16 protein-coding genes are annotated in these 18,586 nt (G+C 58.5%); 8 read left to right on the forward strand and 8 right to left on the reverse strand.

The annotated features are described in order from the left end of the window. Positions 1–168 precede the first annotated feature (168 nt). Genes RD1_RS12060 through RD1_RS12075 form a run of 4 tightly spaced genes read left to right on the forward strand, consistent with a single transcriptional unit; the run spans position 169 to position 4,422 of the window. The gene (locus RD1_RS12060; RefSeq protein WP_011568786.1) at positions 169–1,782 is read left to right on the forward strand and encodes a L,D-transpeptidase family protein; all 1,614 of its coding nucleotides are present in this window, start codon (positions 169–171) and stop codon (positions 1,780–1,782) included. Between the two features lie 32 nt (positions 1,783–1,814). Then, positions 1,815–2,915 carry a UDP-3-O-(3-hydroxymyristoyl)glucosamine N-acyltransferase gene (locus RD1_RS12065; RefSeq protein ID WP_011568787.1) on the forward strand — a complete coding sequence of 367 codons (1,101 nt, stop codon included), beginning with the start codon at positions 1,815–1,817 and terminating at the stop codon, positions 2,913–2,915. A 34-nt stretch (positions 2,916–2,949) separates the two neighbouring features. Next, entirely contained in the window at positions 2,950–3,207 is a 258-nt protein-coding gene (locus RD1_RS12070; RefSeq protein WP_044033122.1) for an acyl carrier protein, read from the forward strand. Positions 3,208–3,213: 6 nt separating this feature from the next. Then, complete coding sequence (locus RD1_RS12075; protein WP_011568789.1) at positions 3,214–4,422, forward strand: beta-ketoacyl-[acyl-carrier-protein] synthase family protein; 1,209 nt, start codon at positions 3,214–3,216, stop codon at positions 4,420–4,422. Between the two features lie 20 nt (positions 4,423–4,442). Here RD1_RS12075 and RD1_RS12080 read toward each other — a convergent pair whose 3' ends face one another. Next, positions 4,443–4,982 (reverse strand): invasion associated locus B family protein, encoded by a 540-nt coding sequence (locus tag RD1_RS12080; RefSeq protein ID WP_245897279.1) that lies wholly within the window; start codon positions 4,980–4,982, stop codon positions 4,443–4,445. Between the two features lie 459 nt (positions 4,983–5,441). Between RD1_RS12080 and RD1_RS12085 the strand changes: the two genes are divergently transcribed. Beyond that, positions 5,442–7,013 carry a helicase HerA-like domain-containing protein gene (locus tag RD1_RS12085; protein ID WP_245897281.1) on the forward strand — a complete coding sequence of 524 codons (1,572 nt, stop codon included), beginning with the start codon at positions 5,442–5,444 and terminating at the stop codon, positions 7,011–7,013. Positions 7,014–7,023: 10 nt separating this feature from the next. On the opposite strand, the gene RD1_RS12090 is transcribed toward RD1_RS12085, so the two are convergent. The 5 genes from RD1_RS12090 to RD1_RS12110 all read right to left on the reverse strand — a co-directional run bounded on the left by RD1_RS12090 (position 7,024) and on the right by RD1_RS12110 (position 12,711). Further along, on the reverse strand, positions 7,024–8,340 hold the full coding sequence (locus RD1_RS12090) for a branched-chain amino acid ABC transporter permease (protein WP_011568792.1): 1,317 nt from the start codon (positions 8,338–8,340) through the stop codon (positions 7,024–7,026). After that, positions 8,337–9,347 carry a branched-chain amino acid ABC transporter permease gene (locus RD1_RS12095; RefSeq protein ID WP_011568793.1) on the reverse strand — a complete coding sequence of 337 codons (1,011 nt, stop codon included), beginning with the start codon at positions 9,345–9,347 and terminating at the stop codon, positions 8,337–8,339. Before RD1_RS12095 ends, RD1_RS12090 begins: the two co-directional genes overlap by 4 nt. Positions 9,348–9,825: 478 nt before the next feature. Next, a complete protein-coding gene (locus RD1_RS12100) occupies positions 9,826–10,650 on the reverse strand; it encodes an ABC transporter ATP-binding protein (RefSeq protein ID WP_011568794.1) in 825 nt (274 codons plus the stop codon). Further along, positions 10,647–11,429 carry an ABC transporter ATP-binding protein gene (locus tag RD1_RS12105; protein ID WP_044033450.1) on the reverse strand — a complete coding sequence of 261 codons (783 nt, stop codon included), beginning with the start codon at positions 11,427–11,429 and terminating at the stop codon, positions 10,647–10,649. Before RD1_RS12105 ends, RD1_RS12100 begins: the two co-directional genes overlap by 4 nt. A 91-nt stretch (positions 11,430–11,520) precedes the next feature. Continuing rightward, positions 11,521–12,711 carry an ABC transporter substrate-binding protein gene (locus RD1_RS12110; RefSeq protein ID WP_011568796.1) on the reverse strand — a complete coding sequence of 397 codons (1,191 nt, stop codon included), beginning with the start codon at positions 12,709–12,711 and terminating at the stop codon, positions 11,521–11,523. Between the two features lie 157 nt (positions 12,712–12,868). On the opposite strand from RD1_RS12110, the gene RD1_RS12115 reads away from it, so the two are divergent. Next, the gene (locus RD1_RS12115) at positions 12,869–13,957 is read left to right on the forward strand and encodes a PQQ-dependent sugar dehydrogenase (RefSeq protein WP_011568798.1); all 1,089 of its coding nucleotides are present in this window, start codon (positions 12,869–12,871) and stop codon (positions 13,955–13,957) included. A 73-nt stretch (positions 13,958–14,030) separates the two neighbouring features. On the opposite strand, the gene RD1_RS12120 is transcribed toward RD1_RS12115, so the two are convergent. After that, positions 14,031–15,035 carry a GlxA family transcriptional regulator gene (locus tag RD1_RS12120; RefSeq protein WP_044033124.1) on the reverse strand — a complete coding sequence of 335 codons (1,005 nt, stop codon included), beginning with the start codon at positions 15,033–15,035 and terminating at the stop codon, positions 14,031–14,033. 199 nt (positions 15,036–15,234) lie between these two features. On the opposite strand from RD1_RS12120, the gene RD1_RS12125 reads away from it, so the two are divergent. After that, positions 15,235–16,605, forward strand: a complete 1,371-nt coding sequence (locus tag RD1_RS12125) for a class II 3-deoxy-7-phosphoheptulonate synthase (RefSeq protein WP_011568800.1) — start codon at positions 15,235–15,237, stop codon at positions 16,603–16,605. Between the two features lie 98 nt (positions 16,606–16,703). Here RD1_RS12125 and RD1_RS12130 read toward each other — a convergent pair whose 3' ends face one another. Beyond that, positions 16,704–17,378, reverse strand: coding sequence for a PAS domain-containing protein (locus RD1_RS12130; RefSeq protein WP_245897283.1), 675 nt, complete (start codon positions 17,376–17,378; stop codon positions 16,704–16,706). Positions 17,379–17,684: 306 nt separating this feature from the next. On the opposite strand from RD1_RS12130, the gene RD1_RS12135 reads away from it, so the two are divergent. Next, complete coding sequence (locus tag RD1_RS12135; protein ID WP_011568802.1) at positions 17,685–18,575, forward strand: YicC/YloC family endoribonuclease; 891 nt, start codon at positions 17,685–17,687, stop codon at positions 18,573–18,575. Positions 18,576–18,586 lie beyond the last annotated feature (11 nt).

Consider the following 18,586-nt stretch of genomic DNA (forward strand, 5'->3'; position numbering starts at 1 on the left):
AATTTCTTGCGCATCAGCAGAATGTGAACGCATCGCCGCACAGCGATGTGTTCCTGCATCACCTTTGTGTTCGGTCGCGTAGGGGGCGAATTTTTCATGGACACCCGGCACGCCCGCCTGCATCGTTAACCATTAAACGCGCGATATTGTTTATTGAGAGGTACCTTCATGATTTCTGCTGTCAGCAGCCGTTTACCCACCGCAGTGCACGTCATCACACTTTTACTGTGGTCAATTTTACCGTCTTCCGGGTCGGCTGGCACAGAGACCGTCGCGTTCAAGCAAGCCGTCGCAGAGGCGGCCGCGCAGGATCAGGATATCGCGGCGTTTTACAGGGAAACGGGGTATGATGCGATCTGGACCGGGACAAGTGGTCGCGAACGCAATCGGCGCGCAGCACTCATAGATGCGCTGGCCGCGGCGGATGATCATGGTCTTCCGAGTGAACGCTATGGTCTTGGCGCGCTTGAGCAGAAAATGAAAACCGCGCGCACCCCACGTGACCTGGGTTTGGTTGAGGTCGCGATGAGCCGGGCATTCCTGCAATATGCGCGCGACATACAGACCGGTGCGCTGGTGCCCTCCCGGGTGGATAAGAACATCGTGCGGCAAGTGCCTTACCGGGATCGAAAATCCTATCTCACCAACTTTGCAAAGTCGTCGCCAAAGGGGTTTTTCAAAGCGCTGCCACCGCAAACCGGCGAGTATAACGCGTTGATGAAGCAAAAGCTTGTCCTTGAAGGGCTGGTTGCAAAGGGCGGCTGGGGTCCGACGGTCAAAGCCAAGAAACTCGAACCCGGCGATCAAGGCGCATCGGTCGTAGCGCTGCGGGACCGGCTGATCCGGATGGGGTATCTCAAACGCAGTGCCGCCAGTACATATGATGCCGCCATGACAGCGGCGGTTGTGCGGTTTCAGGCCGATCACGGTCTCGCGCAAGACGGAATCGTCGGGCGGGGCACGCTGGCGGAAATCAACACCTCAGTTCGCAAACGCCTGCAGGCCGTGATTGTCGCGATGGAGCGCGAGCGCTGGGTCAACAAGGAGCGCGGCACACGTCATATCGAAGTGAATCTGACGGATTTCACGGCCAAGATCATCGACAAAGGCAAGGTCACCTTCAGTACGCGCTCCGTGATTGGCGCCCGCGATGCCAAACGTCAGTCTCCCGAGTTTTCCGACGTGATGGAATTCATGGTGATCAACCCCAGCTGGTTCGTCCCGCGTTCGATTGCAACCGGCGAATACCTGCCGGAACTTCAGCAGGATCCGAATGCGGTGAACCATCTGATCATCACGGATCGCAGCGGGCGGCAAATCGACCGTGCAAATGTCGATTTCACGAAATATACCGAACGCACGTTTCCTTACGCCATGCGCCAACCGCCAAGCCGCAGCAATGCGCTGGGGTTGGTAAAGTTCATGTTTCCCAATAAGTACAACATATATCTACATGATACGCCTGCAAAAAATCTCTTTGGGCGCGAAACCCGTGCGTACAGTCACGGCTGCATCCGGCTGGCTGATCCGTTTGAATTTGCCTATGCGCTGCTGGCCAAGCAATCGGGCGATCCCGAGGGTTTGTTCCAGAAAACACTGGCGACCGGGAAGGAAACGCAGCTTAATCTGAAAAAGCCTGTTCCGGTACATATCATTTACCGCACAGCGGTGGCGGATTCCAAAGGGCGGATCCAATACCGACGCGACGTCTATGGTCGCGATGGTCGGATTTGGGAAGCGCTCTCACAGGCAGGGGTGGCGTTGCGCGGCGTTCAGGGCTAAGTCACACCCGTGGCATCACCGGGAGCATCAGCATGGCGCGTCAGGAATTCAGCGTTGCAGACATCGCGAAAGCCCTTGGCGCAGAAGCCTTTGGCGAGACTGCGCTGAAAATCGACGGTGTGGCGGAACCGCAATCCGCCGCGCCCACGCAGCTGGCGATGGCAACCAATGCCGAATACGCGGAAAAACTCGGACAGGGACAGGCCGTCGCGGCGGTACTATGGCCCGGTGCGGATTGGTCCGCGCTGGGATTGAAGGCTGCGATCATACCGACGCGACCCCGGTATGCGATGTCGGGGCTCACACAACTGCTCGATCCCGGGCAGGGGTTTGCGCCCGGCATTCACCCAAGCGCGATCATCGACCCCAGCGCCGAGATCGGTGCAAATGTGGCCATCGGCGCCTTGACGGTGATTGGCCCTGGTGCTGTCATCGGGGCGAATAGCACCATTGGTCCGCAGTGTTTTATCGGCTGGAACGCGCGTTTGGGGTCAAACGCGATGCTGCGTGAACAGGTCAGCATCGGTGCGCGTGTGACCATTGGCGCGCATTTTCATGCGCAGCCCGGTGTGCGCATCGGGGGGGACGGTTTTTCCTTCGTGACCGAAGACAAATCGGGCATCGAAGCCGTGCGCGAAACGCTGGGGGATCCGCAGGATACGCAGGCTCAGGGCTGGACGCGCATTCACTCGCTCGGGGCGGTGACAATCGGCGATCACGTCGATCTGGGGGCTTGCGTCAATATCGACAACGGCACCATCCGTGACACGCGGATTGGCGATGGCTGCAAAATGGATAACTTCGTGCACATCGGGCATAACGTGATCATCGGCAAGGATTGCCTGATCTGTGGCCACTCCGGCGTTGCCGGGTCAACGGTCGTGGGGGACAATGTGGTGCTGGGCGGGATGACAGGTGTCAGCGACAACATCTTTATCGGGGATCGCGTCATCACAGGCGGCGGGACCAAGGTTTTATCCTCCATCCCGGCGGGCCGCGTTGTTCTGGGCTACCCGGCCACCCGAATGGACAAGCAAATCGACATCTTCAAGGCGGTCCGGCGCTTGCCGCGTCTGGTCATGGACGTCGCCGAATTGAAGAAAGCGGTTTTCAAATCTGGTGGCAGTGACTAAATCCTGCGCAGGCGTACAGTATAAGGGCAGACCGATGAGCACATTGGATCAGGTCATCGCAATCATCGCAGAGCATGCCGTCCTCGACCCTGCGGATGTGTCCGCGGACAGCACATTGGAAGAGTTGGGCATCGACAGTCTGGGACTGGTGGAATGCATCTTTGCGATTGAGGAGAGCTTTGACATTTCCGTGCCATTCAACGCCAACAACCCGACCGAAAGTGATTTCGACATCTCCTCTGTCGCGTCCATCGTGGAAGGAATCACGCGCCTGCAGGCAGAACAGGGCTGACGCTGCATGAAACGTGTTGTGATCACCGGGGCAGGCACCATCAATGCCTTGGGCCATGACGTACCCACGACACTGGCCGCGATGCGCGACGGTGTCTGTGGTATCGGACCCTTGGCCTTGCGTGATGTCGAGCGGCTGTCGATCCAGATCGGCGGGCAGGTGCGCGATTTTGAAGCCGAAGGGCGCTATAACCGTCAGCAGATGTCGCTTTATGACCGTTTCACGCAGTTCACACTGGCCGCCGCCAATGAGGCGATCGCGCAATCCGGGCTGAGCTTTTCGGGCGCGCTTTCGGCCCGCTCCGGCGTTGTGCTGGGCACAGCGGGCGGCGGTGTCAGCACGTGGGATGACAACTATCGCTCGGTCTATGAGGACGGAAAAAACCGGGTTCACCCCTTTGTCGTGCCGAAATTGATGAACAATGCGGCCGCATCGCATGTGAGCATGGAACATAACCTCAAGGGTCCGTCGTTTACCGTATCGACGGCCTGCGCCTCATCCAATCACGCCATGGCGCAGGCCTTTATGATGGTGAGATCCGGTTTGGCACCTGTCATGATCACTGGCGGGTCGGAATCCATGCTCTGTTTTGGCGGCGTCAAGGCCTGGGAAGGGCTGCGGGTGATGTCGCGCGATGCCTGCCGCCCGTTCTCGGCCAATCGTAACGGGATGGTGCAGGGCGAAGGGGCGGGAGTCTTTGTCTTTGAAGAGTATGACGCAGCCAAAAAGCGCGGCGCAGATATCTTGTGCGAAGTCGTGGGGTTTGCCATGTCGTCTGATGCAGCCGATATCGTCATGCCCTCCAAGAATGGTGCCGCACGCGCCATGGCCGGCGCGTTGAGCGATGCGGGGCTGAACCGGGACGAGGTGGGATACATCAATGCCCATGGCACAGGCACCGCTGCCAACGACAAGACCGAATGCGCTGCTGTCGCGGATGTCTTTGGGCCGCATGCGGACAAGTTGATGATATCCTCGACCAAATCAATGCACGGGCATCTGATCGGGGGCACGGGTGCTGTCGAACTGCTGGCCTGTATCATGGCGGTTCGGGACGGTGTGATCGCCCCGACCATCGGCTATCAGGAACCCGATCCGGAATGTGCGCTCGATGTGGTGCCCAATGAGGCGCGCGATGCCGATGTCACCGTCGCACTGTCCAACGCTTTTGCCTTTGGCGGCATGAACGCGGTGCTGGCCCTGCGCAAGGTATGAGCCGCGCTGCGCGCTCGCCTCTATTGCGTGAGGTAGGAGGATGCCTCGAACGCGGCGGTAAACCCTTTCAGTGACAAGGTCACATTGACACGCTGATCGGGGGCCGCGATGGGAACGATGGATAACACAGCCTCAGCGCCGCGTTTATAGGCCTCGACATCTGCCTGGGTGAGACCGATCCGCGCGTAACAGCCAATGGTGTTGCAATAGGCGTATGGGTATTTGCGACCGGCTGCGTCATCGACCTTGATTGCCAGCTGTTCCACCAGCGCAGTTTCAAGGGGGACAACGATGGTTGCGCCCGCTGCGGCCTGACCGCCTTCCGGCAGGCGGAACGCCGTAAATTCCGCAACAGGAGAGCCGTTGGAATCGGACAGAAGCTGGTACATCTGGCACAGATCATCCGCGTCCGCCACGACCACGCAGCGCAGCGACCAATCCTGAAAGGTCTCTTTAATGTAGGTGTCGCCCGGACGGGGTGTATCATCGATTTCAGTGCCCAATGCGAGCCCTTCGCCGGTGAGGCCACCTTCCTTTGCGTCCTGCGCAAAAAGGGTCATGGGCGCCGTCAAAAAAGCGGCTATCAAAAGAGCGCGTGCAAAAGGCGATCTGGAAGTTCTGGACATGGTGGCTCCGTCTTGGATGTTTGCCAATGCTCTAGCATGATCGCAAAAGCCTGTCAGGCGACCTGCCTTCATTTTTGCGTCAAAACTCAGTTTTTCGAGGGTCTTAAATCGAAAAAAGGAACGCGAAACCGCATTCCCTTTTCCGTATTTTTTTCTCCCCGTCGGACTGGCCGACTTATTGACGCAACGCTACGAAACAAGGGTCTGCCCGTCAACAGCTAAAACTCTGATTATCCATATAAGAACCCAGTTTTAAAAAAAGGCCGTACCAGAAGTTGGCACGGCCAGTCTAACAGGGAGGAAACCAACGCCAAAAGGACAAGAAGAGGCGTTGGCCACATTTACTATGGCCCTGAAAGGTTAAAAACGTATGGTCATTCTACGAAAATAAACATGATGGGAAAAAGCAGCGTGACATCAGACATCTTTATCGGTGGCGGCGGGCCGGAGTATGCAACCCAGCAATTCCTCAAACTTGGGTATGCAAACCGGCACGGTTTGATCGCCGGAGCCACAGGCACGGGTAAAACGGTGACTTTGCAAATTCTGGCTGAGGGGTTTGCAAATGCGGGTGTTCCTGTGTTTTTGTCAGATGTCAAAGGGGATTTGTCCGGGTTGGCCAAGGCGGGAAGCCCCAGCCATAAGCTGCACGCGCCGTTTAGTGAACGCGCTGCAAAGATTGGGTTTGCAAACTTTTCCTATGAGGCGTTTCCGGTCACATTCTGGGACGTTTTTGCGGAGCAGGGACACCCGGTGCGCACCACCGTCTCGGAGATGGGCCCCCTGCTGTTGGCCCGCCTGCTCAATCTGAGTGAAGCGCAGGAAGGCATCATCAATATCGCCTTCCGGCTCGCGGATGAAGAAGGCTTGCCACTGCTTGATCTGAAGGATTTACAGTCGCTGTTGGTCTGGATCGGCGAAAATGCCAAAGCCTTGTCCTTGCGATATGGAAATGTATCCGCCAACTCCATCGGGGCAATCCAGCGGCGGTTGCTGGTGTTGGAAAACCAGGGTGGCACCGGCCTCTTTGGGGAACCGGCATTGCAGCTTTCTGACCTGATGCGCAGGGATGCACAAGGGCGCGGGCAGATCAATATTCTTGCAGCAGACAAGCTGATGGGGGCGCCCGCGCTTTATGCAACTTTCCTGCTGTGGCTGCTGTCCGAACTCTTTGAAGAATTGCCCGAAGTCGGGGACCCCGATCAGCCCAAGCTGGTGTTCTTCTTTGATGAGGCACATCTGCTTTTTGATGATGCGCCCAAGGCGTTGGTGGACAAGGTTGAACAGGTCGCGCGGCTGATCCGCTCCAAGGGGGTTGGTGTCTATTTCATTACCCAGAACCCGGCGGATGTGCCCGAAGACATTCTCGGGCAGCTCGGCAACCGCATACAGCATGCGCTGCGTGCTTTTACGGCAAAAGACAAGAAAGAACTGCGCATGGCGGCGGATACCTATCGCGAAAACCCTGACTTTGATACCGAAGCGGCGATCCGAGAGGTCGGTGTCGGTGAGGCCGTCACCTCCATGCTGGAAAAGAAGGGCATCCCCGGCATCGTGCGGCGAACGTTGATCCGTCCTCCGTCCTCGCAGTTGGGTCCGATCACGCCAGCAGAGCGCGCAGATCTCATGGTGCGCTCGGACATGGCGGCGCGCTATGACACGCCGATTGATCGCAAATCCGCCTATGAAATCCTGAAACAGCGCGCGGAGACCGCCGCAAAGGAAGCGGCGCATTCAGAGGATCTGGCGGAACAGGCCTCAGCGCTTGAGCGCGAGTTCAACGCCGCGCGCCGCTACAGCGGTCAACGGGTTGCGCGATCCACATCACGGCGCAGCACGCGCGCGCGCAAGCAACCTGAAACGATCGGTTCGGCGCTCACCAATGCCGTCCTCAAGGAGTTGAGCGGGACAACGGGGCGGCGCATGGTGCGCGGGATCCTCGGCAGTCTGTTCAAAGGGCGCTAGTTTACCGCTTTTACTTTTCCGGGATCAGCCCGCGCGGGCTGAACCGCAATACCAAGAGCAGGACCATGCCCATGGTAAACAGCCGCATATGCGCCGCAGAGTCGATCAGATGCGCCTTGAGCGCGGACCCATCAGGCATGCCGGATGTGATCAATTCCATCAACCAAAGGCCCATCGGTTCAACCTGCACCCATAGAAACCAGATCAGGAAACCGCCGAGGATCGCGCCAAAGTTGTTGCCGGACCCGCCTACGATGACCATCACCCAGACCAGAAAGGTAAAGCGCAAGGGTTGATAGGTGCCGGGCGTCAACTGGCCATCCAATGTCGTCATCATCGCCCCAGCAATGCCGCAAATGGCAGACCCGAGAACAAAGATTTGCAAATGCCGCGCGGTGACGTCCTTGCCCATGGCTTCGGCTGCCACTTCATTGTCGCGAATGGCGCGCATCATCCGGCCCCATGGGCTGTGCAGCGCGCGCTGCGCCAGCACCAGCAGGACCACGAGCACAACCGTAAAGAGCCCCGCGTACATCAGCTTGACATAAAGTGTCGACGCAGTGACCGCATCCACCCCAAAGCCTGCGGCGCGCTCCACGAAGGCCGGGTCGTTTTGCAGATCGATTTCATTGGGCGTGGGGCGCGGCAGGCCCACGACGTTCTTAACACCGCGCGCGAGCCAGTCTTCGTTCTTGAGAACGGCAATGATGATCTCCGCAATGCCAAGCGTGGCAATCGCCAGATAATCTGAACGTAATCCCAGCGCGGTTTTGCCAATGACCCACGCCGCAGCCGCCGCAAACAGCCCCCCAACGGGCCAGGCCAGCGTCACCCAAAGCCCGCGATCAATGCCCAGCCCGCCGATATTGCCCGTCGCCGCGGGATTTATCGACTCGATTGCCTCAACACCGGGATCGAACAAGGCGCGATAGATGAAGAAACCAACGATCAGCAGCGCCAGCACGACGATTTTACGCGGCCAGCCAGCGGCCATGCGCCGGCGCACGCTGACGACCACTACCACCATCACAAGGGCAAAGACGAATGCGCTCAGGATATTCCATCCCCCCGCGCTCCATGCGCCGGGTGTTGGCGGCGCACCGATGAGAACCGCCGCCAGACCGCCAAGGGCCACAAAACCCATGATGCCGACGTTGAACAGCCCCGCAAACCCCCATTGCAGGTTCACACCCAGCGCCATGATCGCCGAAATCAGCCCCATGTTGACGATCACAAGCGCCGTGTTCCAGCTTTGCGTGAAACCGGTATAGAGGATCATTGCGCCCACGATCGCAAACAGCATGGTATTTTTCAGCACCGGGTTCATACGGATTTCCCTTTGAACAATCCGGTCGGCTTGAACAACAGCACGATCAGCAGGATCAGAAAGCTCACCGCCAGTTTGTAATCGGTCGACAAAAGCTGCACGAGGCCGCTGGGTTCAAGGTTTTCGGGCATGAGGTACGTCAGCACTTTTTTCCACGCGTAGGTCACGGTCACTTCGGAAAAGGCAATGACGAACCCGCCCGCAATTGCCCCAAGCGGATTGCCGAGGCCGCCCACAATGGCGGAGGCGAAGATCGGCAGAAGCAGTTGGAAATAGGTGAAGGGTTTGAACGACTTATCCAGCCCGTAAAGCACGCCCGCGATGGTGGCGAGGCCCGCGACGATCAGCCAGGTAATCATTACGACACGTTCGGGGTTGATCCCGGACAGCAAGGCGAGGTCTTCGTTGTCGGAATAGGCGCGCATGGATTTGCCTGTGCGCGTGCGGTTGAGAAACCAGAACAGCAGGATCACGCAGATGACGGCGACGAGCACGGTAATACCTTGTGTCGTCTTGATCGCCAGCCCCTCGCGCAGGCCCGTCATCTCACGGAATGTGCGCGCCGAGATGATGAAGCGTTCCCCATCGGTAAAGCGCTGATCGTCCGGCCCGATGATGAAACGCACGATGCCATTGAGGATGAAGGTGACGCCAAGGCTGACAATCACGAGGATCACCGGCTTGGCCTTTTGTTCGCGGTAAAAGCGATAGACCATGCGGTCGGTGAGCAGCAGCAAACCCATGCAGGCCAAGATGCCGAAGGGCAGGGCGAGCAGAGCGGTTGGCAGCGGCCCCAGTGAAAGGCCCCAGTTTTGAAACAGCCATGTAAACAGCACGGTGACCATGGCCCCGAACGCCATCGTGTCGCCATGGGCAAAGTTCGAAAACCGCAGGATGCCATAGATCAGCGTGACCCCGAGCGCCCCGAGCGCAAGCTGCGCGCCATAGGCCATGCCGGGGACGATCACGAAATTCAGAAGGGCGATGATGGCGTTGAGAAGGTCCAAGTTTTTCTAGCCCCGAATAATTGATACTAACAACGTCATTGTTTCCTGCATTGTGCTGCGTAGGTCGTGTGTGAGCCATTGCCGGTCCAGAATGACACCAAAACATCGCCGTTTGGGAAGAGAGACAGTAGACTGACGTCGGGTCCGCCACGTTCCGGGTCAGCGCGCCACCCGCTAACGCTCCAACTGCCATCTCCCCTGCGAGTGCCGACACCGATAGTGTTCCCGCTCGGTGACCCGTATCCAAATCCGGTGCCGACACTCGAATCATTCAACCTGACGAGAGCGAAAGGTGAGACATCACTAATGTTAACTGTGGTGTTTGGTTGACCTCCTGTCGCGACAATGGTGTCATACAGCTCGCAGCGTAGCATTTCGTTGGTCGTCAATTCGGTTATGGACGTACCTGCTGGTGTACAAGCCGTCAGTGTCGCGCCTGCAACGATTGAGCAGTAAGCGATAATTCTGCAATCCATCCTCATCCACCCAAAAAACTCTTGCGCACGTCCGGATCGGCTAGCAATTCTTTGCCCGTTCCCGTGTATGCATTCCGACCCTGCACCAGCACATAGCCCTTGTCGGCGATCTCAAGGGCTTGGCGCGCGTTTTGCTCGACCATCAGGATCGGGATGCCGGTTCGCGCGACTTCGATGATCCGGTCGAAAAGCTCGTCCATCACGATGGGGCTGACGCCTGCGGTGGGTTCATCCAGCATCAGCACCTTGGGCTTCGTCATCAGCGCGCGGCCGACGGCGACCTGCTGGCGCTGCCCGCCCGAAAGCTCGCCTGCGGCCTGATAGCGTTTGTCGCGCAGGATCGGGAAAAGTTCATAGATCTGTTCCATCGTCGGGCGGATGTCATCCGTCCGAATGAACGCGCCCATCTCGAGGTTTTCCTCGACCGTCATGGAAGTAAAGATGTTCGACGTCTGCGGCACAAACCCCATGCCTTTTGTGACCCGTGCCTGCGGCGTGAGGGCCGTGATATCCTCCCCATCAAGGCGCACATGTCCCTTCCGCAGGTTCAGCATGCCGAACACAGCCTTCATACCCGTGGATTTCCCTGCACCATTCGGGCCGACGATCACGGCGATCTCTCCGCGATCCACGGCTATCGTGCAATCATGCAGGATGTCAGGCCCCGCACCATACCCGCCGGTCATGGCCTCCCCGATCAGAAAAGGGCCGGGGGGTGCTGCATGTGCTGTGCCGCCCTTTTTCACCGGGTAGGCCTTGCCCATACCCGCAGCATTGCCCAAGGAAAGGTCGCGATTGCCGCGTGCATCGTAAGGATCACCGCTCATGCGCCTATTTTATCCTTGTTTTTCAGGCCTGTACCGAGGTACGCCTCAATAACCTGCTCATTCGCCTTGATCTCGGGCAACGTCCCTTGGGCCAGCACTTTACCCTCGGCCATGCAGATGACCGGATCACACAAACGCCCGATGAAATCCATGTCGTGTTCGATCACGACGAATGTATATCCGCGCTCCTTGTTGAGGCGCAAAATCGCGTCTCCGATGGTATTGAGCAGCGTGCGATTGACCCCCGCGCCAACCTCATCCAAGAACACGATCCGCGCATCCACCATCATTGTGCGGCCCAGTTCCAGCAGTTTTTTCTGCCCACCCGAAATCTGTCCAGCCTTGTGATCGGCCAGATGTTCGATTGTCAGAAACTCCAGAACCTCATCGGCCTTGGCGCGCAGCGCGCGTTCCTGATCGGCGATGCGTTTGCGGCCAAACCATGTGTTCCAAAGCGTCTCACCCGCCTGATCACCGGGGACCATCATGAGGTTTTCGCGACAGGACATGGATGAAAACTCATGCGCAATCTGAAAGGTGCGCAGCAACCCCTTGTGAAACAGATCATGTGGCGGCAGGCCCGTGATGTCTTCGCCCGCCATGAACACACGGCCCGAAGTTGGTTTAAGAACGCCCGCGATCACATTGAAAAGTGTTGTTTTTCCAGCACCGTTTGGCCCGATCAACCCCGTGATCGACCCCTGCGCAATTTCCAGCGATGCCCCATCCACAGCGCGAAAACCGCCGAAGTGTTTATGAAGGTCCTGAACGACGATCATGCCTGTGCCTTGCATCTTCCCAGCTTTCCTGCAGCGTTCAAAAACAGCCCGGCATCAGCGACACCGGGCTGTTTTCATATCAAACGGATTTTTACTTGAAGCCGATGGTGACGTTTTCGCCGTCCTGTACTTCGATCATGCGGTAGGTTCCGGCGGACTCACCCGGTCCGATCAATTCAACCGCAGACGCGCCGACATAGTCGATCTCGCCACCTTCGCGCAGGATGTCAAAGGCTTTGGCCAGATCGCCGGGATAGATCTTTTCGCCCGGTGCATTGGCCACATCGAGAATGTGCTTGCCATAGTCCGCCGGATCGACACTATCCGCCGCCTGCATCGCCAGCATGAAAAGCGCGGCGGCATCATAGCTTTCGGGCGTATAGGGCGATGTGGCATCAAATGCGTCGCCCGAAAGCGCCTTGAGCTTTTCGATGCCTTCACCACCGGACCCCGCGATCTGACCGTAGGACCCGTTCAGCGCAGAGCCGACATTGGCAGGCAGGCTGTCGCCGATCATGCCGCCGGGCAGACCGAAGGTGTCAAATGCGCCCGTGTCCAGTGCTGCGTTGATGATACCGAGGCCGCCTTGATCGAGATAGCCCGCAACCACGAGGATATCGCCACCCGCCGAGGCCAGCGCGCCCATTTCAGCGGAGTAATCCGCCTTGCCGTCTTCATGCGCGGCAACGATCGTGACTTCCCCGCCGATGCTTTCGAAATTGCTCTGGATCGCGTCCGCGAGACCTTTGCCGTAGTCGTTGTTGGTATAGGTCAGCGCGATGGATTTCACCCCACGTTCCTGCAGGATTTCAGCCATCACCTGACCTTCGCGCGCGTCCGACGGGGCGGTGCGGAAAAACAGGTCGTTGTCTTCAACCGTGGTCAGGCCCGGCGATGTGGCCGAGGGTGAAATCATCACCATGCCGTTCGGGATCGCCACGTTTTGCAAAATCGCACCCGTGACACCGGAGCAATCCCCGCCGATCAACCCGTTGATGCCTTCCGCGATCAACCGCTCGCCATTGGATGTGCTCAGACCGTTGTCGATGCAACCGGTGTCAGCCCGGATTGATGTCACGGTCGCAGAGTCGAGAAATTTGCCGCTTTCGGTCGCTTCCGCCATGGCAAGTTCGGCACCGGCGGCCATCGGGCCAGTCAGCGATTCGATCGGACCGGTGAACCCGAAGAGCACCCCGAGCGTTACTTCACTTTTCGTATCATCCGCCAGCGCAGTGGTGGCAATCAGTGCTGCAGCCGTTGTGGCCATAAGCAACTTTTTCATTGTTCATCTCCCATGTTGGAACTTGGCGTTCGCCTTGCAGATTATGCGCCCTATTTTCCAATTGAAAGCGGTTTTGGCCGGATCGCCCGACGTTCCTGCAAAAGGATCGCGTTTTACGCTCTGGGGTAGAAACCGTTGTCAGTTCAGGAGAAAATACATGCTCAGACTACTGTACATGTCGGCACTCTTTGTCTTCGTGTTGGCCGTCTCGCCCGCAACGGGGCGCGCGGATATCGTGTTCACGCCCGTCGTCACCGGATTGGACACGCCTTGGGCGATTGCGCATTTGCCGGACGGGCAGGTGCTGATCACTGAAAAAGACGGGCGGGTGCTCTTGTGGAGCGCCGGCACGCTGCGCGAGGTTGAGGGCGCACCGCAGGTTGTTGATCGCGGGCAGGGCGGGTTGATGGATGTCACTGTGGCACGTGATTTCGCGCGCAGCCGCACCGTGTTTCTGAGCTACAGCAAGCGACAGCGCGGTGGTGCCGGGACGGCGCTGGCCGCTGCAACCCTGTCGCAGGATGGCCGTCGGCTGGAAGACCTGCGCGATATCTTCGTGATGGCGCCGGGCTCTTCGGGGGGCAGGCATTTTGGCTCGCGCATTGTCGAGAATACCGACGGCACCCTCTTCCTGGCCATCGGTGATCGCGGTGACAGACCGTCGGCGCAGGATAGGGAGAACCACGCCGGCAGCGTGATCCGGATCAATCGGGATGGCAGCATCCCCTCGGACAACCCCTTCGTGAATACGCCCGGCGTGCAGCCGGAAATCTGGTCGTTCGGGCACCGCAATCCGCAAGGTGCCGGGCTGGATGCGCAAGGCAGGCTCTGGACGGCGGAGCATGGCGCGCGCGGTGGCGATGAAATCAATCTGGTGCGCAAGGGTGCGAACTACGGCTGGCCGGTGATTTCATACGGACGGCATTACACTGGGGGTAAAATCGGCGAGGGTACGGCGCGCGCCGGGATGGAGCAGCCCGCATCCTATTGGGATCCGTCCATCGCGCCATCGGGCTTATTGGTCTATCAGGGCGATATGTTTCCCGACTGGCGTGGGCATATGTTCGTCGGCTCGCTCAAGGATGACTACATCGCGCGGCTGACAATATCCGGCGAGACAACGCGCGAGGTTGAGCGGATCCAGAATGAGGCAACCACGCGTGTGCGCGACGTTGCCGACGCCGCAGATGGCAGCATCTGGTTCATATCCGTCGGAAACGGTGCGATCTACAGGATATCTGACTAGTTTCAAGATTTTGAAAGTCGAAATTAATGCGATAATTTTACACCCGGGTGTCCTGATGGATGGTTCGCTTTGGTTAAAAAGACAACCGCGCTGCGTGGCTGCCGCGCTCCCGGTAGGGCGTCGTGTCGTAATGTGCGCGGTAGCATTTGGAAAAATGCGACGGGGAAGCAAAGCCGCAAGCCAGCGCCACATTGATCACGCTCATATCGGTTTGCATCAAGAGATTGCGCGCTTTTTGCAGTCGCAACTCCATGTAATAGCGCTTCGGGCTGCGGTTCAAGTAGCGCCGGAACAACCGCTCAAGCTGGCGCGTGCTCATGCCGACGTCTCGGGCGAGGGTTGAGGGGCTGATCGGCTCTTCGATGTTGCTTTCCATCATCTGGATCACAAGGCTCAACTTGGGATGGCGCACGCCGATGCGGGTCGGAACCGACAGGCGCTGTGTATCCTGATCCGTCCGGATCGAGGTATAGATCAACTGATCTGCCACCAGATTGGCGAGATCCTCGCCCTGTTGTTCCGCGATGAGTTTGAGCATCAAGTCAATCGACGATGTCCCCCCCGCCGTCGTGATCCGATTGCCATCCACCACAAAGACGGATTTTGTCAGCGTCACATCCTCGAAGTCCTCGGCAAAACTGTCCTGGTTTTCCCAATGGATCGTGGCCTTTTTACCATCCAGCAAACCCGCCTTGGCCAATGTGTAGGCGGCAGTGCAAAGACCACCTAGCACGACACCCTTGCGGGATTCGCGCCGCAGCCAGCCAAGCACACGTTTGGTGGTCGCCGCCTGCACGTCGATGCCGCCACAGACCAGCAGAATATCGTCGCGCTGCAAGTCTTCGAGATCGCCATCCAGCTTGAAACCGCTTCCGGCGGAGCAACTCACGATGTCGCCGCCTTCGCCAATAATGCGCCACTCATACAGCGTCTCATTGGCCATCCGATTGGCGATGCGCAGGCTCTCCACCGCGGCAGAAAAACACAGCAGGGTAAAGTTATCGAGCAGAAGGAACACAAACCGTTTTGGCTTGGACGCATTTGGATCCGCGCGGGATGATCGTGAGATGTCGGACATTCCTGCCTCTTGCTGGTCGTCATGCCACCCGGTAGACGATCGCACGCGGACACCGGACTGTATTTTAACTCTGCTCACGGCACGAAAGCGACGTCAAGAGGACGAATTTGTGATATGGTCACTCGCGCCGCGCTTTTGTATAGAGATGAACGACATGTGAGCGCTCGCAGTGCGCGGGCCAGAAGCGGAGACGAAAAACATGAGCGAATGGACAAAATCAAGCTGGCGTGCAAAGCCGCGCATCCAGATGCCGGACTACCCCGATCAGGCTGCCCTGAACGAAGTCGAGGCACAGCTTTCGCGCTATCCGCTGCTGGTTTTTGCCGGTGAAGCCCGCCGCCTGAAAAAGCATCTGGGGGCTGCCGGTCGTGGCGATGCGTTCCTGTTGCAGGGCGGTGATTGTGCGGAGAGCTTTGATCAGTTCAGTTCGGATGCGATCCGCGACACGTTCAAGGTCATGTTGCAGATGGCGATTGTGCTGACCCATGGTGCCAAGGTTCCGGTGGTCAAGGTCGGCCGTATGGCGGGTCAATTCGCCAAGCCGCGTTCGGCTGCAACGGAAACGGTCGACGGGGTGGAACTGCCCAGCTATCGCGGTGACATCATCAACAAGCTGGATTTCACGGCCGATGCGCGCATTCCGGACCCGCAGAACATGCTGCGTGCCTACACGCAGGCAGCGGCGACGCTGAACCTGTTGCGGGCGTTTTCCACGGGTGGTTATGCCGATGTTCATCAGGTGCATGCCTGGACGCAGGGCTTTACCGAAGGTGAAAAGGCAGAGGCCTACCGCGAGGTTGCGAACCGTATTTCCGACACGCTGGACTTCATGACAGCTGCGGGGATCAATGCGGATACGGCGCATACGCTGCAATCGGTTGAGTTCTACACCAGCCATGAATCGCTGCTGCTGGAATACGAAGAAGCGCTGACCCGCGTTGACAGCACCACAGGCAAGTGGCTGGCGGGCTCGGGTCATATGATCTGGATCGGTGATCGCACACGCCAGCCGGACGGGGCGCATGTGGAATTTGCCAGCGGTGTCCAGAACCCGATCGGCCTCAAGGCCGGTCCCAGCATGACCTCGGATGACCTCAAGAAGTTGATGGCCAAGCTGAACCCCGAAAACGAAGAAGGTCGCCTGACCCTGATCGCGCGCTTTGGCGCGGGGTCGGTGGCGGAACATCTGCCGCGCCTGATCAAGACGGTGCGCGAAGAAGGGGCAAATGTGACCTGGGTGTGTGACGCGATGCATGGCAATACGATCAAGTCCTCGACCGGGTACAAGACCCGGCCGTTTGAATCGGTCCTGCGCGAGGTGCGCGAGTTCTTTGCGGTTCACGCATCCGAAGGCACGGTGCCCGGTGGCGTTCACTTTGAGATGACCGGTCAGGATGTCACGGAATGCACCGGGGGCGTGCGCGCCGTCAGCGATGAAGATCTGTCATCGCGCTATCACACTGCCTGCGATCCGCGCCTGAATGCCAGCCAATCGTTGGAACTGGCCTTCCTCGTGGCGGAAGAGCTTTCGGCGCGCCGCACGCAACATCAAAACGCCGCCGTAAGTTAAGGCACGGCATTAAAAAACGCCCGCTGGTTTCAAACCGGCGGGCGTTTTTGTTGTGTCTGAACCGACCTTGTGCTGCGGCCCTCTTGCCGTCGAACGCTCTAATCGTCGTCCGTCTTCACAAGTCTGAGATAAGGCGCATCACGACGCGGCGTTTCGGTCCGAAATTCGGCCTTAGCTTCGGCAAATCCGGGCACTTCGGCCCTCGGCTTTGGGGCCGGCAAGGGTTTTCTTGGCTCGCGCTTTGCCAGCAAGGGCGGGGTTTGGTTTGTCACGATGGGGCGCAGCGCAGTCGCCGTCACATCAAACCGCCGCGGGCTGCGGCCCATGTCACCCACCGCGACCAGCGCGCCAAGAACACGGCTGACATCACCCAGATCGCTTTTCAGCGGCATGAGGGTCAATCGCGCATCAAGCGGCGGCATGCCCGGCCCTTTTTCTGAGTGCAGCATCATCGTGCATGTGGCAGGTGTTTCGAAAACCTCTTCAAGGGTGTCGCTCAACTGACGCCGTGAAGCCGGTGTGATGAAGGCCGTCAGGGGCATCCCGCGCACTTCCATCCCCATCAGATCACTCAGATGGCTTCCGGCGATCCGAAGGCGCGCGATACCCGGCGCGATCCGCTCCACGATGAAGGCATACTCCAACGCCTGTTCAATGCCGCGCGGGTCAATTTCGGACCGGCTGGGCATCAGCCGCGTGCCGCGCAGCGCTTCCCAATAGGCCTCGACCTGAGAGAGTGGGGTAAATCCTGTTTCTGTAACGTGCTGTGTCATGTTAACCACATTGTGCGTGTTTTTACCGCCATTGTCCATTGCTTGCGCCTTCTGTTTCTGACCAGCTTTGAGGTCACCGGCAGCCGGTCGGTGGTACTTGTTACAAGCAGGAAACACTGCTTCCTGCCGAAAATTGATTACTGAAACGTTAATATCAACAATTTTCACAAAATGGGTGGCTAATTTGCGGAATGGTTAACCGCAGCGCGCTCATTTGCGCTGCGCGCCGCCCTGCGCACGGGGTTGCTCTGACCGCCTAAACTGCCATAAAGCAAGGCAATACTGGCTGTACGAAAGGAAATGCGGATGCTGCGATCTATGACCGGATTTGCCTCGGCAACCGGCGGCCTTGCCCCCCATGCGTGGAATTGGGAACTGCGTTCGGTGAACGGCAAGGGGCAGGATCTGCGCCTGCGGGTGCCTGACTGGATTGACGGGCTTGAGATCGGCCTGCGCAAGATGCTGGCAGCCCAGACCGCGCGCGGCACGATCACGCTTTCTCTGCGACTGACGCGGGACGAGAACGCCACCACGCTGAAAATTAACCATGAACAGCTGCGCTGCGTCCTCCGGGCCATTGATCAGGTCGAAGCCGAAGCCGCAGCGATGGGCGTTGGTCTGACGCCGTCAAAAGCCTCTGACATCGTTGCCATGCGCGGCGTTCTGGAGGCCGGATCGGTGGAGGATGACCCGGCACCGCTCACCAAGCATCTGTTGGAAGAGGCAAAGACGCTGATCAGCGCGTTCAATGACATGCGCCGAGCCGAAGGGGCAGCCCTCGAAAAGGTGCTGCTGTCTCAACTGGATGAGGTTGCGCAGCTGACGTCGCAGGCAAAGGAACATGCAAAAACGCGCAGTGCCGAGGCAGGCGACATCCTGCGGCGCAATCTGCGGCGCGTGCTCGACAATATCGAGACTGTGGATGAGGACCGCCTTGCGCAGGAACTGGCGATGATTGCCGTCAAATCGGATGTCACCGAAGAGGTTGACCGCCTTGCGGCGCATGTCACCGCCGCGCGAGACCTGATCAGACAGGGTGGCCCAGTCGGGCGCAAGCTGGATTTTCTGATGCAGGAATTCAACCGGGAGGCCAATACGCTTTGCGCCAAGGCGCAAAACACCGAATTGACACGCTGCGGTCTTGCACTGAAGGCAGTGATCGATCAGATGCGGGAGCAAGTACAGAATGTGGAGTAACCGATGAAACC

Origin of the sequence: Roseobacter denitrificans OCh 114, from assembly GCF_000014045.1 — a bacterium.
In the GTDB taxonomy this organism is placed as follows: domain Bacteria; phylum Pseudomonadota; class Alphaproteobacteria; order Rhodobacterales; family Rhodobacteraceae; genus Roseobacter; species Roseobacter denitrificans.